This window comes from Allobosea sp. 10L417 (assembly GCF_056395485.1).
Genome location: NZ_JBFTJP010000002.1, coordinates 864,607 through 880,463, shown reverse-complemented (window position 1 = coordinate 880,463; position 15,857 = coordinate 864,607). Strand labels below are relative to the sequence as shown.

The following is a 15,857-nucleotide window of genomic DNA, read 5'->3' as shown; positions in this document are numbered from 1 at the left end:
GGTATCCACCATGAACACGATTGATCCCGTAACCTTCTCGGTGGTCTGGGGCGGCCTTCTCTCCGCCGCGGCCGAGATGGGCAGCACGCTGCTACGCACCGCCTATTCCATGACCGTCCGCGAGGGCTCCGACTTCTCGACCGGCGTCTTCGATGCCGAGGGCAACATGATCGCCCAGGGCGACTACAGCCCCGGCCATCTCGGCTCGATGGCGTTCACCGTCCGCCAAATGCTCGACTACTATCCCGAAGGCTCACTTGGCCCAGGCGATGCGGTGATCTGCAACGACCCGACGATCGGCTCCGGCCACCTGCCGGACATCTTCATGGTCACGCCCGTCTTCGATGACGAGGAATTGATCGGTTACGCGGTCAATATCGCGCACCATATCGATGTCGGCGGCAGCGCACCGGGCAGCGAGGAGGTCGTCGGCGTCAGCGAGACCTGCCAGGAGGGCATCAAGCTGATGCCCGTACTGCTCTACAAGGCCGGCGAACCGATCAAGGAAATCCTGCGCATCATCGAGGGCAATGTCCGCATCAAGGACGTGCTCGGCGATCTTCATGCGCAATACGCCGCCAACATGACCGGCGTCGCCCGCATGCAGGGGCTCGCCCGGCAATACGGGCCGGAGCAGCTCGCCGCTTGCATGCGCGAGATCGTGGCGCGCAGCCGCGACGCCATGGTCGAGGCGATCGCCGAACTCCCTTATGGCACCTACCGATTCGAGGACGTGCTCGACGATGTCGGCCCGGACACCGAGCCGGTGCCGTTCAAACTGGCGCTGACTGTCGAGCCAGGGCGCATCATCTGCGACTGGGAGGGCACCGGCCCACAGCGGCCGGCCGGCATCAACGCCTATATGCAGTACACCCGCTCCTACTGCATCGCCGCGATCAAGGGCGTGACGCTGCCGCGCTCGCCCCAGAACTTCGGCATCATCGACTGCATCGAGATCCGCGCCCCGAAGGGCTGTTACGTCAACCCGAACCCCGGTGCGGCGAGCGGCGCGCGCGCCGTAAACGCCAACCGCATCTACGAGGTGGTGATGGGCGCACTGGCGCAAATCGTGCCGGACCGCGTTATCGCCGCGAGCTCCGGTTTCTGCAATCCCAAGGTCAGCGGCACGCTAAGCCCGCATACCGGCAAGCCCTTCCTCGCCTGGATGACGGCGATCGGCGGCGTCGGCGCCCATCGCCATTGCGACGGGCAGGAAGCCACGACCTCGCCGACCAATGGCACCAACACGCCGATCGAAGTTCAGGAGATGAACGCGCCGGTCTTCGTCGAGCGCATGGAGCTGATCCCGGATACCGCCGGCGCCGGCCGTTTCCGCGGCGGCATGGCCGTGCGCAAGGATGTGCGCCTCCTGGCCGATGCCGGGCTCGTCACCAATCTCGGAGACCGCTATGTCAACGCCCCCTACGGTCTAGAGGGTGGGCTGCACGGCTCCAAGGCGGCGACGGTTCTCAACCCCGACACGCCTGCGGAGCAACGCCTGCACTCGAAGGGCACCTATCCGCTTCGGAAGGGCGACGTCCTCAGCATGCGCACGGCCGGCGCGGGAGGCTTCGGCGATCCTGCGACGCGCGATCCAGCTGCCGTGCTGCGCGATGTAAAGCAAGGTCTCGTCTCAGCGGAGGCTGCGCGACGAGTTTACAGAGTGGCGATCGCAAACGACGCTGACGACATCGATGCTGAGGCGACCGAAGCTATGCGTTCGCGGCACAACCTGATGGTCACCTCACACTAAAGGAACAAATGTCCAAACTCGGTAGGAGATTCACTGCTTCTCTCTGGAAAACCGAGGACCACAGCCAAGGAAACGCCGACGGCGAGCCCATCCTCGCCGTCGATTACGCTGCGACGCAAAATCTAACGCCTGCTGCTGGGTAGTAGCCAGATGTCGGCTAATGGCGCCCTCTCGACCACTTTACTCCTCAGCCTTCCGGTGAGAAGCTCGGGCTGCCATAGGGATAATAGTCCTTCAGCGTGAGATTCTCGTAGGACAGAGCATCGAGATGAACGGTGCCCATGAAGGGCTCGGGCGGCTCGACGAGGATGATGGTCGGTGTGAAGCCGCTATCGTCGAAGCCGCGGCGGAAATGGACGCGCGACTTGATCGCGATCACGTCGAAATCATCAGGCGCGAGGCCAAGCTGCCAGAGCTCCGAAGGCTCGATGATCTGGACGAGGTAGGGGCTGAGCACCAGCACGTTGCCCCGGCCGAATTCGACGCAGACCCAGTCCTTGCCAGTGCCGCGCGCGGTCGTCGCCGGCCCCACGGATCGCAGCCTGCCGGAAATGCGGATCGGCGCTCCCGCCGATTCATCGAAGAGGCCGCCGATTTCCGCGTCGAAGGCATCGCCGGGCTTCGCGCCGGACGCGATGATGGTGCGGATCGCCTCCGGCGAGGCAATCGTCGCGATCAGCGTGCGTTCGAGCTTCTGCGCCACGATCTCCTGGAGCAGCCAGGTCGCATAGCCCGAGCGGTCGCTGTAGTCGGCGAGAAGGACGGGCCCCTTGCCCTCGGCAACCGCCTCGCGGGCCAGCGCGACCGCCTCCTTCGTCTTGTAGATCCTGACGGTGTCCAGCAGCGCCTGACGACGGCGCCAGGTCCATTCCGCCATGTCGCGGATGACGCGCTCAGCGAGGTCGGGGTCGTCATTGGTCAATACCTGCAGCGACATGCCGGCATCGGGCACGTCCGACCAGGGAAAGCCGAAGAACACGTTGACGAAGACGTCGGGCTCGCGCGCCTCCCAGATCAGCGCGCGCTGGATGAGGTCGGACCAAGGCGAGGCGCCGGTCCACATCACCACGGTCGGGGCGATGATCGGGATGCGCAGAGTGCGATGCACCGGCTTGAAGCTGCCGCGGATCGCGCGGACCAGCATGCGCGCCGCGCGCTCGCCCTGCAGATGCATGTCGTAATGCGGGAAGTACTTCACGCAGAAGGCCATGTCGGCCTGCGCGAGGAAGGCGTCGTCCTCGTTGCCATGCGGATCGAAGGTTGCGGTGATGAAGGCCTTGTCGCCGACGACCTCGCGGACGCGCCTGGCGATATCTGCCTCCGGCCGTGGCACGCCTCGCACGGCGAGCGCGCCATGGAGCGCGAGATAGACGCCGTCGAACTGCGGCTGCGCCGTCAGCTCCGCGATCATGATGCTCATGAAATGCTCATAGGCATCCTCGGTAACCCAGCCCGAGCCGGTTCCGGTGCGTGGCCAAAGCGGCGAGGTGATGCCGATGAGCTCGACATCGGCGAACTCGCGGGCGACCTGCACGAAGCCGCCCATATAGCCCTTCGGATCGGTAGAAAGCAGGTCTTCGCCGGAGGCCGGGGAGCCGGGATAGATGAAATCCTCCCGCGTCGTGTCGTTGGGGAGGAATGTCACCGTCTCATGAGCGAACTGGAGAACGGCGATCCGGATCTTGGACTGTGTCACAGCGGCCTGACGTCGTAGAATTGAGCGAAACCGATGCGCATGCCGGTAATCCCGCGATAGGCGGTCTTCTCGTAATAGGCGCCGAGCGGGATATAGGGCACGTCGATGAAGAACTGCTTCTGGATCTCGGCGCAGATCGCCTTTTGCGTCGCGAGATCCTTGGCGGCGAACCAGTCGAGCCGGAGCTCTTCGAGGCGCGGAGATTTCGGCCAGCCGAACCAAGCCTGGTCGCCATTGCCGCGGATGCCGAGTTGGCTCGCCGGATCGAAATTATTGGTACCGTTCAGATAGGTGAAGAAGATGCTCCAGCCGCCCTTGTCGATCGGCTGGCGGCTCGCCCGGCGCTGCACGACCGTACCCCAGTCGGTCGAGACCAGCTCGACATTCACCCCGGATTTCTGCAGGGCATCGGCAGCTACCGCCGCGAGCGCATGGGTCGAGGGATAGTCGGTCGGGTCGAGCAGCACGACGCGCTCGCCCTTGTAGCCGGCATCGGCCAAAGCGCGCTTGACGGCGGCGAAATCGCGCTTGCCGACGAGGACCTCGGTCCCAGCCGTCGTCGCCATCGGCGTATCCGGGCTGAAGACGCCGACATGATCCTTCCAGAGCGAGCGCTCATCACCGGCGACCGCCGTCATGCACTCGCTCTGGTCGATGGCGCCGAGCAGCGCCCGCCGGATCGCCGGATTGTCGAAGGGCGGATGCAGCGCGTTGAAGCGCAGGCAGCCGATGCCGCCGGCCGGGTCGAGGCCCTCCAGCTTGAGGCCAGATCGACCGTTGAGAGTGCCTTGCAGGTCGGGCGTGGGGTTCTGCCACCAGTCGACCTCGCCATTGGCGAGCGCATTCGCCGCCGTCTGCGGATCGGGAATGATGCGCCACTCGATCCGGTCGAAATGAACGTGTTTCGGGCCCGCCGTGAAGGTGGCCGAGCCATCCGCGCGCGGAACATAGCCGTCGAAGCGCTCATAGACGGTCAGTGCGCCCGGGATGCGCTCATCGGCCTTGAAGCGGAACGGACCGCTGCCGATCATCTCAGTGACCTGCCTGTTCGGGTCGGTGACCGCAAAGCGCTCCGGCATGATGCAGGGCATGGAGGTGCCGGTCTTGCCGAGCGCGGCCGGCAGCAGCGGGAACGGGCGCTTCAGCCGGAACTTCACGACGCGATCGGATTCGACCGAGAGCTCGTCCGTCGCGTCCATCAGGGCGCGGCCGAAAGCGTCGCGGGCGGAGAAACGACGGATGCTGGGCACCACGTCCTGCGCCCGGACCGGCTCGCCATCATGGAAGCGCAGGCCTTCGCGCAGCGTCAGCCGCCAGGTCTTGCCGTCATCCTCGACCGTATGGCCGGCGAGCATCTGCGGTTCGAAACCGTAATTGGCGTTCTGGCCGTAGAGCGTGTCGAAGACCAGATAGCCGTGATTGCGCGTTACGGTCGCAGTCGTCCAGACCGGGTCGACGATCGCGACATCCGATTCCGGGATGAATTTCAGCACCTTTGCCCGCTGCGCAAGGGCCGGTTTGGCCACAGTGGAAACCGCGGCACCTGCAGCGACACCCAGAAACGTCCGACGCTTCATGCCGTGAACCCTCGCCCAAGGGGGTGGAAAAGCTGCGCAGGACGCGCCGCCGCAAATGCAGTCAGCCGATCCTAGGATGTGGGAATTGACCGACGCAAGCGGAGTAGCCCTTCTCCAAGCGCAGGAGCGCCCCTTCAACGACGCGAAGCCACCCACGCGAGAAGGTTGGCATGTTCCTGCCAACATCTCGCTATTCGCGGAATGATATTCCGCGACGGAGCCCGATATGCGAGCGGTGCTGCCCGATCCTGCCATGCGTGCGACTTTGACCAGCGAAACCTCTTCTTCGACCGCACATTCCCGTGGCGTCCTGCTCGTCTTCGCCGCGACCGTGGCCTGGAGCGCCAGCGGCATCTATGCGCGCCTGCTGACGACGGATGCCCTGACCGCCATCGCCTGGCGAGCTCTGTTTGCCGCCCTCTTCCTGATCGTCCCCATGGCCATGTTCGGCGGCGCCAGGACGCGCCGGGCCTGGAAAAAGGCGTTCGGGCCGACCGGGCTGGCCCTGATCGCGTTCCAGACGATCAGCCAGGCCGCCTTCATCGGCGCCTACTACATGACCAGCGTGGCGAATGTCGCAGTGATCTACGCGACTGCGCCCTTCATCGCCGCCGTGCTCGGCTGGCTGCTCCTGAAGGAGCGCATCGTCCTGCGGACGATGGCGGCAGGGCTCGCCTGCCTCATCGGCGTCGGAATCATCATCTCGGCTTCGCTGGGCGCGGGTCGCATCATCGGCGACCTGCTGGCCCTGCTGATGACGGTGACATTCGCCTTCGTCATTGTCATCCCGCGGCTGGACCCGGACCTTCCGGCGATGCCGCCGATCTTCATCAGCGCGGTGCTGACCTTCCTGCTCTTCGCGCCGTTCAGCTCCTGGAGCTCGCTCGATGCCCATAACCTCGTGGTGCTAGCGGCCTTCGGAGCGACCAATTTCTCGATCGCGCTGGTGCTCTTCATCATCGGCGCACGGCACCTGCCGCCGGCGGAATCGGCCTTGATCGGCACGACCGAAGTCGTCATGACGCCGGTCTGGGTCTGGCTCCTCTTCGCGGAGCCGCCGCCCTTCGCGACGATCGTTGGTGGAGCAGTGATCTTCGCGGCGGTCGTCTGGTACACTCTCTCCGAGCTCCGGCGCGGCAAAGCCTAGCGCGGCAATCTTGAGAGGGCTGCGGCGAAATTCGAGCCTGAGGAGAGCGGGATGTTCGTAGTGGCCTGCTGCCCGTTTCGTGGACAGGGCGTTAGGCTAACCCCACCTTCTGTTCGAACTCGACCGGGCTGATGTAGCCGATGGTCGAGTGCCTGCGAACGGCATTGTGGAACCGCTCAATGCAATCGAACACGTCGGCACGAGCATCGTCGCGTGTTCGGTAGGGCCCGCCGCGTGGGTCCGAGATGGGCCGTCATCTGACCGGCGAAACTGATCCTGAGCGTCCGCTTCGCGGCGATCGCCCAATGTCTGGAACTGGCCCTTGTCATGCGTTGTCGAGCTGAAGCGTAAAACGGTTCCTTACCTCGGCCAAAATCCCAAGGAAGTCGCGCACAAGCTGCGGCCGCGGGCGCCCCGGCGGGAAAACAAGATGCTTGCGGAAATGCAGCGCAGGCTCGAAGCGCAGCACCCTGACCCCCCAGCGATCCAGCCCGGCGATCGCCGCTGGGTTGACGAGGCCGATCCCCGCCCCCTCCGAGGCCAGCGCGCAGATCGTAGCTGAATACTCCGCGTCCACGACGACGCGCGGCTTCGCATGCACGGCGGCGAATGCGGCGTGGAGATCTCGTGACAGGCGTTCGTCGAAATCGAGCTGGAGGAAGGGTTGGTCATGCAGATCCTCCGGTCGGATCACGGCCCGGGACGCGAGAGGATGAGCGTGCGACAGCACAGCGACCATCCGGTAATCGGCAAAATGCTGATGCTCGACACCATTGAGATCGACCTCTTCCGAGCACAGCCCAAGGTCGAACTGCCCCGATTCTACGAGGTCCCTGACCTGGCTGGACGATTGCACCTGCAAGGTGACGTTGATCTTCGGGAACGCCCTTTGGAATAGGGCCAGCGCCTTGGGCACTAGCCGCCCTCCCAGCGAATGCAAGCTCGCGATCTTGAGCTCACCCGCTCCAAACTCCCGGATACGGGCGGCCGCCGCTTCCAGCTTCGCCATCGCCAGGAAGTGGCTGTCGACCTCGCGGAAGAACATCCGCCCCTCGAATGTTGGAACTATGCGGCTGCGAACCCGGTCGAACAGGGCAAAGCCGAGTTCGCGTTCCAGCTCGGCGATGCAGCGGCTGATCGCCGGCTGGGTGACACTGAGCAATTCGGCTGCACGCGACGCGCTGCCGCTGGTCATGACGGCGGCGAAGGCTTCGATCTGTCGATGCTGCATATCTATCAGCTTTCGTTATCAAGTCCGCGTCAGCTGATATTGGACGCATAGCCTTGCCCTGCCTAGTCTCAACCGACCAAGAATGGAGGGGCGAATGATCAGGGGTGTCATCAAGACCACGGCGCTTGCGGGAGGCCTGCTGCTCTCATCGCTTCCACCTGCTGCCGCAGGGCCGCACCTCGACGCGCTGAAGCAGCGTGGCGTTCTCAAATGCGGCACCTCCGAGGGCACGCCGGGCATCACCATGCCGGACCGCGAGGGTAAATGGACCGGGATCTATGCCGATCTCTGCCGCGCCGTAGCCGCAGCCGTCCTCGGTGACGCGACCAAGGTCGATTTCGTCCCGACGACCACCGTCACGCGCTTCACCGCCTTGCAGAGCGGCGAGATCGACGTGCTTTCGCGGACGGCGACCGCGACCTTGACTCGCGAGGCCCAGCTCGGCCTGCGCTTCGCGCCGATCTGGTTCTATGACGGACAGGCGATCATCGTCGCACGCAAGCTCGGCGTCACCAGCGCCAGGCAGCTCAGCGGCGCCACCATTTGCGTCCAGCAGGGCAGTACCTCAGAACTCAACCTCTCCGAATATTTCCGCACGAACGGTATGACCTTCTCGCCGGTGACGGTCGCCACGCTCGATGCGGTCGAGGATGCATTCTTTTCCGGCCGCTGCGATGCCTACAGCAACGACTCGACACCGCTGATCGGCATGCGGCTCAAGGCCGAACGGCCCGACGATTATGTCCTGCTGCCGGAACGCCTGTCGAAGGAACCGACAGCGCTCGCAATCCGAAAAGGCGACGAGCAATTCTACGACATCGTCCGCTGGGCGGTCTTCGCGCTGATGGAGGCCGAGGAGATGGGTGTGACCTCCGCCAATGCGGCAGAACTTGCCGCGAAAGGCCCGCCGGCCGTCAAGCGCCTGCTCGGCAGCGAGCCGGGCCTCGGCAAGGCGCTCGGTCTCGACGAGCGCTGGGTCGCCCGGATGATCGCCGCCGTCGGCAACTATGGCGAGATCTTCGAGCGCAATCTCGGCAAGGGCTCGCGCATAGGCCTCGAACGCGGCCAGAACGACCTCTGGACGCGCGGCGGCCAGATCTACGCCCTGCCGCTGCGCTGAGGCAAGAATGGACCGCTTCGCCGATCGTGGCCCGGAGGCGGCTGTGCCGTCCTGGGTCACCACATCGCCATCCCTGGCCGACGCCCTGATCTCGATGTCCGATGGCGTTCGGCGCCCGCTCTATCCGCAGGTTCCTCCGTTCGTCGCTCATATCGACGAGACCGGCGCCGAGCCGTTCCATTATCCCTACGAGGTCGGCTACGCCTACGAGCGACTTGCAGGCGACCTGTTTGCGCCACGCTTCGGCAGCGGCCTCGAACGCTGGGCGCCGCTCCTGCCGCCACTCCTGCCCGGCCTGTCCTGCGGCGAGGGCGCGACGCCGCTGGTTTCTGCGCCGCGGGCGGCCGCTTGGGCCTGCCTGCCCGAGCTCTTCGTCAAGGACGAGAGCGCCAATCCGAGCTGGAGTCACAAGGACCGCCTGAGCCTTTGCACCGTCAGCGCTGCTGCCGCCGCCGGCGCCCTTGGCACGGTCATCTCTTCATCCGGCAATCATGGCGCTTCGGCCGCGGCCTACTCGGCACGCGCCGGTCTGAAATGCATCGTGCTTTGCGACGACGCGGTTTCGCCGGCCCATGCACGACAGATGCGCGCCTATGGTGCCGCCGTGATCGCGATGCCACGCACGGCGCGGTGGCCGCTCCTCGATGTCCTGTCGCGCCAGCCGGGTTGGTATCTGATTGGCAACACGGCCCCGACCCATACCGGCCATCCATTCGGCCCAGAGGGCTACAAGACCATCGCATATGAACTCTTCCTCGAACTCGGACGAGTACCTGCCGCAGTGTCCGTACCGACGAGCTACGGCGAGCTGCTGTTCGGGATCGGCAAAGGCTTTTCCGAGCTCAAGGCACTGGGCCTGGCGACGGAAGAGCCTATCTTGATCGCCGCCGAGCCCGAGGGATCGGATGCCCTTGGCCGGTTCTGCGCCAGCGGCTCGTCCAGTACCCTCGAGCCGGTCGAAACCATTGCTCACGGTATTGGCTCCGCCCGCGGCGGCTTTCGTGGAATAGCCGCACTGCATCGGTCCAGGGGGCACGCTGTTGCGGTTCACGATCGGAGTATTGCGGATGCCCAGGCTGCCTTGGCGCTCGACGGTCTATGGAGCGAGCCGGCGTCGGCCGCGGGTCTGGCAGCCTTGCGCATCGCTGCCCAAAAGGCACTCTTGCCGCCCGGCCCCGTAGTTCACATCTCCACTTCAACAGGTCTGAAGGCGCCCTATCGTGGGGCTGTGGGGATTCCGCACCTCGCTCACGCCGATTGGGACGAACTGCGCGGGGTCCTGGCTGCTAGCTACAACGTGTCTCTCGACTGACCCAACCACGGCGTGCGGGAGGGCATCGCGCCTATGTACCGCACATCAGAACGGAATATCGTCGTCGAGATGGGTCGACGAGGAACGGCCACCGCCACCGCCGCCGGGCATGGCCGGCTGGCGCGAAGCTCCGCCACCGCCCATCGCGCCGGAGCGGCCGAAGGAGCCACCGCCGCCCGAGCGATCGTCGACGTAGCCGCCGCCACCGCCGCCCTCGCTGTACTCATCCGAGCCGCCCTGGCGGCTGTCGAGGATGGTGAGTTCGCCGCGGAAGCGCTGCAGCACGATCTCCGTGGTGTATTTCTCCACGCCGGACTGGTCCTGCCATTTCCGGGTCTGGAGCTGACCCTCGATGTAAATCTTCGAGCCCTTCTTGAGGTACTGCTCGGCCACTTTCGCCAGGTTCTCGTTGAAGATCACGACCGAGTGCCACTCGGTGCGCTCCTTGCGCTCGCCGCTCTGCTTGTCGCGCCAGGTCTCGGAGGTGGCGATACGCAGATTGACGACAGGCTCGCCGCTGCCGAGGCGGCGCACTTCGGGGTCGCGCCCGAGATTGCCGACCAGAATGACCTTGTTGACGCTACCAGCCATGACAGGCTCCACTTCCTGCGCACTTCACACAAACCGGCCGCTTGACCGGAGCCGAACCCTATCGGCCGATTAAGGCATTATCAATGATGTTCTCGTTTTGTTCAAGTGGTTTTCCCCTATCGAATCGCGGCGCCCGGCGGTCGCCGCAGACGAACCGTCGGAGGGCTATGGCAGGTCGCCCTCCAGCCTGACGCCGAGCGAAACCAGCGCCCGCCAATAGCCGGGATAGGTCTTGCCGACGCAGGCGGGGTCCAGGATGGTGATGCCGTTGAGCTTGAGACCCGCCAGTGCGAAGCTCATCGCGATGCGGTGATCGGCATGGCTGTCGATCCGCGCTGGAAGGGTCTGTCCGGTGAGGGCCGGATCGGACGCGACCAGAAGATCGTCGCCCTCCTCCACGCCGAGGCCCGGCCGGATGCGCGACAACCCCTGCGCCAAGGCCGACACCCGGTCGCATTCCTTGACACGCAGATTGGCGATCCCGACGAAGCGAACCGGCCGCCGGTTGAAGGCCGCGAGCACGGCGAGCGTGGGAACCGCATCCTGCATCTGCGAGCCGTCGATGACGTCCGGAAGGTTCGGAAAGCTGGCGATGACCTTGTGCGCGGCGGCATCGGGCTGGGTGAAGGCCGAGGGGGCGACGCCGAGATCGATAGCGCCGCCGGTCAGCACCTCGGCCGCCCAGAGATAGGTGGCGGCGGAGGCATCGGGTTCGACCAGGAAGTCGGCCGCCCTGTAGCCGGTGGGCTCCACCCGCCATGTCGCCGGATCCGGCTGTGAAACCTTCGCTCCGAAGGCCTTCATCACCGCCAGCGTCAGATCGATATAGCCGCGGGCGCCGATTTCCTTGCCCGTCAAGGCGATCTCGACAGGCCCACGCCCGCAGGCCGCCGCCATCAGCAGGGCGGACACATACTGGCTGGACAAGCCGCCATCGATCTCCACGCGTCCGGCGGGGAAGCTCCCCTGCCCCTGGACCTTAACCGGGGGGCAACCGCTCGGAGCCGTCACCGCGACATCCAATGTCCGCAGCGCCTCGACCAGCGGCGCGATCGGGCGTTTGCGCATGTGCTCGTCGCCGTCGACGATCACGGTGCCGTCGACCAGCGCGGCGGCTGCGGTCAGGAAGCGTGTCGCAGTACCGGCGTTGCCGAGGAAGAGCGGCTCGGCCGGCGGCTGCAGCCGGCCGGTTCCGGCGACGACAAAGGTGGTCGCATCAGGCTCCTCGACCGCGACGCCCATCGCGCGAACCGCCTGCGCCATGTAGCGGGTGTCGTCGCTCTTCAGGGCGCCGGTCAGCCGGCTCGTGCCTCCGGCCAGCGCCGCCACGAGCAAGGCACGGTTCGTGATGGATTTCGAGCCGGGCGGCACCACCCTGCCCCGCAGCGGCGCGTCCGGCGGAACGATCGTCAGTGCGGCCGTCGCATTCATCGTCCGTAGCCTTTGCGCGTTTCAAAGCCCGCGCCGAAACGGCGCGCGCAAGCTCATAGCGTGGCCGGCTCGGCTTGTCGCGGACGAAGCGCCGAGCGTTCCTCGCCCGGCTCCCGACAATCAGCCACCCTGCCGCCGCGACACGAGGACGGCCTGCGCCATCCGGTCCAGCAGCACGGCGAGCAGGACGATGGCGAGCCCGCCGACGAAGCCGAGGCCGGGATCGGCCCGCTGCAAGCCGAGCAGGACGATCTCGCCGAGCCCCTTGGCGCCGATCATCGAGGCGACGACGACCATGGCCAGCGCCATCATGATCGCCTGGTTCAGCCCTTGCAGGATCGTGGGCTGGGCAAGCGGCAGCTCGATCAGCCAGAAGCTCTGCCGGGGTCGCAGGCCGAGCGCCCGGGCGGCCTCGATGAAACCGGGGTCGACGCCGCGCAGGCCCAGTTCCGTCAGCCGCGCGAAGGGCGGCAGCGCATAGATCAACGTCGCGACCAGCGCCGGCGCGCGCCCGAGCCCGAGCACCATCGCCACCGGGATCAGATAGACGAAGCTCGGGATGGTCTGCATGAGGTCATAGAGCGGCGCGAGCGCGCGGCCCAGTCGCGGAAGCCGCGCCGCCGCAACGCCGAGCGGCAGCCCGAGCAGCACGACGAAGAGCACGGCGACGGTGACCAGAGCGAGCGACTGCATCGCCTCACCCCAGACGCCGAGACCGGCCAGCGCCACCGGCAGGGCCGCCATCGCCAGGGCGAAACCGATCCGTCGCGTCGCGAGCCAGGCGCCCGCCGCGACCGCGAGGACGAATGCCGGAACCGGGATGTGCTGGAGCGCCGTTTCGACCAGGCGGACCGGCGCGGTCAGCGTTGCGCCGAAACCATCGAGCTTGTCGCCATAGCCGGTGACGACGGCATCAACCGCGCGGTTGACGGCGCCCTGCAGCGCCTTGCCGAATTCCGGCACCGAAGCGGCCGTCACAGGCTCGATGCGACCTTCGTGGCGATATCGGCCGGCAGCCATTTGCGCCAGATATCGGGCTGCGTCTTGAGGAAGACCACGGCCTGCTGCTCAGGCGTGACCCCTTTCTCGCGCGCCTCGGCCAGCATCTTCGAGGTCATGTCGCTGGTCGTGCCGTAGCTCTTGAAGAAGCTCGCCAGCTGCGGCGCCTTCTTGGCGAGGTCGACATTGGCGCCGATGACCACCTTGCTCATCGGATAGGCTGTGGCGCGCTTGGGGTTGTCGCTCGCCTTGAGCTCTGCCCAAACAGCGGGGTCGAAGGGCGGCTCGTCGAGCTTGACGAGGTCATAGGCACCCAGCAGCCAGCTCGGCCCCCAATAGTAGAATACGACCGGGCGCTTGCGCTTGAGTGCGGCCTCGATCGCCGCGACCAGCGCCTCGCCCGAGCCGCCGCGCGTGTTGGTGAAGTCCCCGGCGAGCCCGTAGACGGCGAGTTTCTTGGTGTTGATGCCTTCGCAGACCCAGCCTGCGACGCAGTTGTAGAAGCGCCCCTTCCCCGGCTCTTCCGGATCAGCGAACAGAGCCTTGTAGCGCTTGAGATCTTCAGCGGTCTTCAAGTCCGGCGCCTTGGCGTCCGGCCCGGCGACCAGATAGCGCGGCACGAACCAGCCCTCGCTCGCATCCGGAAAGGTGGTACCCAGCGGCTCGACCTTGCCGGCCTCGGCCGCCTTCACCCAGGCTTCGACCGGGTTGGCCGTCCAGATTTCCATGACGATGTCGACATCGCCCCGCGCCACGCCGTTGACCAGAGGCGCGATGGCGCCGGGCACGCGCTCGACCTTGCAGCCGAAACCCCGCTCGGCGATCGCGCTGGCAACGGCGGTGTGGAAGGCGGCGGAATCATAGTCGAGCCCTGCCATCTTCAGCGGGCGGTCAAGCTCGCAAGCCATGGCCGAGGCGCCGAGACCGAGGCCGAAAGCAAGCGTGGCGGCTCCCAAAAAGGCTTTCATCGTCAATGCTCCCGCGCTGGCCATGACAGATGCCGCCGGGGCCGATCGCCCGGGCGGTTCGCGCAGTAACGCGGAACCGGGCGAATTGATCCGTCCTTCCGCCCTTCCCGCGTGGCAGCATCGCCCAAGTGAGGCCATAGAACCACACCCCACCCTGCCAGGGCCCGTCAGGACCATAGGCGTGACCTGGCAGGCGACGCGAGTGATACCTCATCGACCGAGCTTGCCGGCCATTGAGCGAGGTTCCTGATCGCCAGAGGTGGGTAAGAGAGGACAGAGATCGATGCTGCCAAAAGATTGCGTAGCGGAGAGAACGTCTGCTGCTGGAGGGGGACCGGTTTCGTGGACCCCGTCGAAGTCAAATCCGAAGTGCCGATGCAGGTCTTGAATCTGCAGATCCTGCGCGGGTTCAGGGCGATCGCCGCCCAGGCAGACGCCGCTCGATCAAAGAGGCGGATCGCGGGTCCATCCGCCGCCCAATGCCTGAAACAGGCTCGTCGCGGCAAGAAAGCGGCTTAGTCTGACCTGCGCCAGATTGTCCTCGGCGGTGAAAAGCGTTTGCTGGCTCTGCAATACGCTGATGAGATTCGCCGTGCCGCCGCGCAGCTGCGCTTCCGCCACTTCGAAGGCCCGGCGCGCGCTGCTGACGACCTCCGACTGCAGCCTTTCCTGCCGGGTCGTCTGGGTCAGCGCCACGAGTGCCTTCTCGACATCGGCGAAGGACGAGAGAACCGATTGACGGTAGGCCTGCAGGGCCTGCGACTGCGCGCCCCTCGCCTGGTCGAGCTGGCTCTGCAGCAGCCATCCGTCGAAGATCGGCTGCGTCAAGCCGGCAGCCAGCGTGTAGTACCAGGCGCCCGGCCCAAACAGCGAGGCGAGCGCCTTGCTCTGGAAGCCGGCATCGCCCGTCAGCTGGATCTGCGGAAAGAAGGCTGCCCGGGCCGACTCGACGCTGAAATTCGAGGCGGCGAGCTGTGACTCGGCCTGCAGCACATCCGGCCTGCGGCGCAACAGCTCCGATGGCAGCCCCGGCGTCACGCGCGGCACCGAGACTTTCGCCATGCCACCGCCGATCACTGTGAAATTCGCAGATGCCCGGGCGAGCAGGAGGGCCAGGGTCACGTTGCTCTGAGCCGCGGCAAGCTCGAGTGGCGGGACCGCCGCCTTCTGCGTCGCGACGAGCGTCTCCTGTTGGGAAAGATCCAGTTGCGACACCGTTCCGGCGTTGAACTGCTGCCGCACCAGAGTCAGGATCCGCTCGGCCGCGGCGACGTTGCCGCGGGCGATCCGCAAGCGGTCATTGGCCGTCAGAATCTGGAAGTAGGTATTGGCCACGCTGACGGTCGTGCTGAGGGTGACGACGTCGCGATTGTACCGGGCCGCGATGGCATCTTCCTGCGCGGCAAATAGGGTCGCGCGGTTCTTGCCCCAGAAGTCGATCATGTAGCTCGCCGTCAGCCCGACGTTGACCTGGGACCTCGTGCTGGACCCCGAGCTGCCGCTGGTCGTGGCCAGCCTTATCCGCTCCGTATTTCCAACTCCGGTCACCGTGGGGAGCAATGACGCGCCGGCGATGCCGGCCTGCGCATCCGCCTGGGCGATCTGCGCAACCGCGACCGCGATATCCAGGTTGGCGGATTGTGCGGCTTCGATCAGGCTCGTGAGCTCGGCGGAGCGGAAGCCGCGCCACCAGTCGAGGCCGGGCAGCGCGGCGTCCGGGCTTCGGTTTCCGCCCCGGTAGCTGGCAGGCACCTCCAGATCGACCGCCGGATTCTCGCTGCCGAGAATGCAACCCGACAGGCCAAGCGCAACGGCGATCGATGCGCCGATACCGCGCCAGCGGAACGACGGCTTGCGCCTTGCCAAGACGCAAACCGAAGCGGACGCGACGCCGTCACGCATGCATGAACTCCTTCGCCAATCCTTGGAGTTCATCCGATCGCACCGCGAAGCGATAGACTCGGCCAGGCAACAGCAAATGTTTTTGCATCATGAGACGTCGCCGCGCTCGCTCCGGCGCCTCGCCGTCTCG

Annotated in this window: 12 protein-coding genes and 1 pseudogene; 4 read left to right on the top strand and 9 right to left on the bottom strand. The window is 65.9% G+C overall.

Going from position 1 to position 15,857, the window contains the following annotated elements:
• Positions 1-10: 10 nt before the first annotated feature.
• Positions 11-1,753 (top strand): hydantoinase B/oxoprolinase family protein, encoded by a 1,743-nt coding sequence (locus AC1DE3_RS10325; RefSeq protein ID WP_441511510.1) that lies wholly within the window; start codon positions 11-13, stop codon positions 1,751-1,753.
• 187 nt (positions 1,754-1,940) lie between these two features.
• Here AC1DE3_RS10325 and AC1DE3_RS10320 read toward each other — a convergent pair whose 3' ends face one another.
• Positions 1,941-3,449 carry a M81 family metallopeptidase gene (locus AC1DE3_RS10320; RefSeq protein WP_441511509.1) on the bottom strand — a complete coding sequence of 503 codons (1,509 nt, stop codon included), beginning with the start codon at positions 3,447-3,449 and terminating at the stop codon, positions 1,941-1,943.
• Positions 3,446-5,026, bottom strand: coding sequence for an ABC transporter substrate-binding protein (locus AC1DE3_RS10315; protein ID WP_441511508.1), 1,581 nt, complete (start codon positions 5,024-5,026; stop codon positions 3,446-3,448). Before AC1DE3_RS10315 ends, AC1DE3_RS10320 begins: the two co-directional genes overlap by 4 nt.
• A 253-nt stretch (positions 5,027-5,279) precedes the next feature.
• Between AC1DE3_RS10315 and AC1DE3_RS10310 the strand changes: the two genes are divergently transcribed.
• On the top strand, positions 5,280-6,173 hold the full coding sequence (locus tag AC1DE3_RS10310) for a DMT family transporter (protein ID WP_441511507.1): 894 nt from the start codon (positions 5,280-5,282) through the stop codon (positions 6,171-6,173).
• A gap of 91 nt (positions 6,174-6,264) precedes the next feature.
• Here the strand turns inward: AC1DE3_RS10310 and AC1DE3_RS10305 are convergent.
• Both AC1DE3_RS10305 and AC1DE3_RS10300 read right to left on the bottom strand, forming a co-directional pair.
• A pseudogene (locus AC1DE3_RS10305) lies at positions 6,265-6,396 on the bottom strand (IS3 family transposase); the annotation flags it as partial.
• A 102-nt stretch (positions 6,397-6,498) separates the two neighbouring features.
• Complete coding sequence (locus AC1DE3_RS10300; protein ID WP_476779707.1) at positions 6,499-7,404, bottom strand: LysR substrate-binding domain-containing protein; 906 nt, start codon at positions 7,402-7,404, stop codon at positions 6,499-6,501.
• 94 nt (positions 7,405-7,498) lie between these two features.
• Here AC1DE3_RS10300 and AC1DE3_RS10295 point away from each other — a divergent pair, with 94 nt between their 5' ends.
• Positions 7,499-8,524 (top strand): amino acid ABC transporter substrate-binding protein, encoded by a 1,026-nt coding sequence (locus AC1DE3_RS10295; protein ID WP_441511506.1) that lies wholly within the window; start codon positions 7,499-7,501, stop codon positions 8,522-8,524.
• Positions 8,525-8,531: 7 nt separating this feature from the next.
• Entirely contained in the window at positions 8,532-9,836 is a 1,305-nt protein-coding gene (locus AC1DE3_RS10290) for a threonine synthase (protein WP_441511505.1), read from the top strand.
• A gap of 45 nt (positions 9,837-9,881) precedes the next feature.
• Here AC1DE3_RS10290 and ssb read toward each other — a convergent pair whose 3' ends face one another.
• The 5 genes from ssb to AC1DE3_RS10265 all read right to left on the bottom strand — a co-directional run bounded on the left by ssb (position 9,882) and on the right by AC1DE3_RS10265 (position 15,727).
• On the bottom strand, positions 9,882-10,427 hold the full coding sequence (gene ssb, locus AC1DE3_RS10285) for a single-stranded DNA-binding protein (protein WP_441511504.1): 546 nt from the start codon (positions 10,425-10,427) through the stop codon (positions 9,882-9,884).
• 165 nt (positions 10,428-10,592) lie between these two features.
• A complete protein-coding gene (locus tag AC1DE3_RS10280; RefSeq protein ID WP_441511503.1) occupies positions 10,593-11,858 on the bottom strand; it encodes a 3-phosphoshikimate 1-carboxyvinyltransferase in 1,266 nt (421 codons plus the stop codon).
• 120 nt (positions 11,859-11,978) lie between these two features.
• The gene (locus AC1DE3_RS10275) at positions 11,979-12,836 is read right to left on the bottom strand and encodes an ABC transporter permease (protein WP_476779706.1); all 858 of its coding nucleotides are present in this window, start codon (positions 12,834-12,836) and stop codon (positions 11,979-11,981) included.
• Positions 12,833-13,825, bottom strand: coding sequence for an ABC transporter substrate-binding protein (locus AC1DE3_RS10270; protein ID WP_441511501.1), 993 nt, complete (start codon positions 13,823-13,825; stop codon positions 12,833-12,835). Before AC1DE3_RS10270 ends, AC1DE3_RS10275 begins: the two co-directional genes overlap by 4 nt.
• A gap of 444 nt (positions 13,826-14,269) precedes the next feature.
• Positions 14,270-15,727, bottom strand: a complete 1,458-nt coding sequence (locus AC1DE3_RS10265; protein ID WP_476852328.1) for an efflux transporter outer membrane subunit — start codon at positions 15,725-15,727, stop codon at positions 14,270-14,272.
• Between the last annotated feature and the right edge of the window lie 130 nt (positions 15,728-15,857).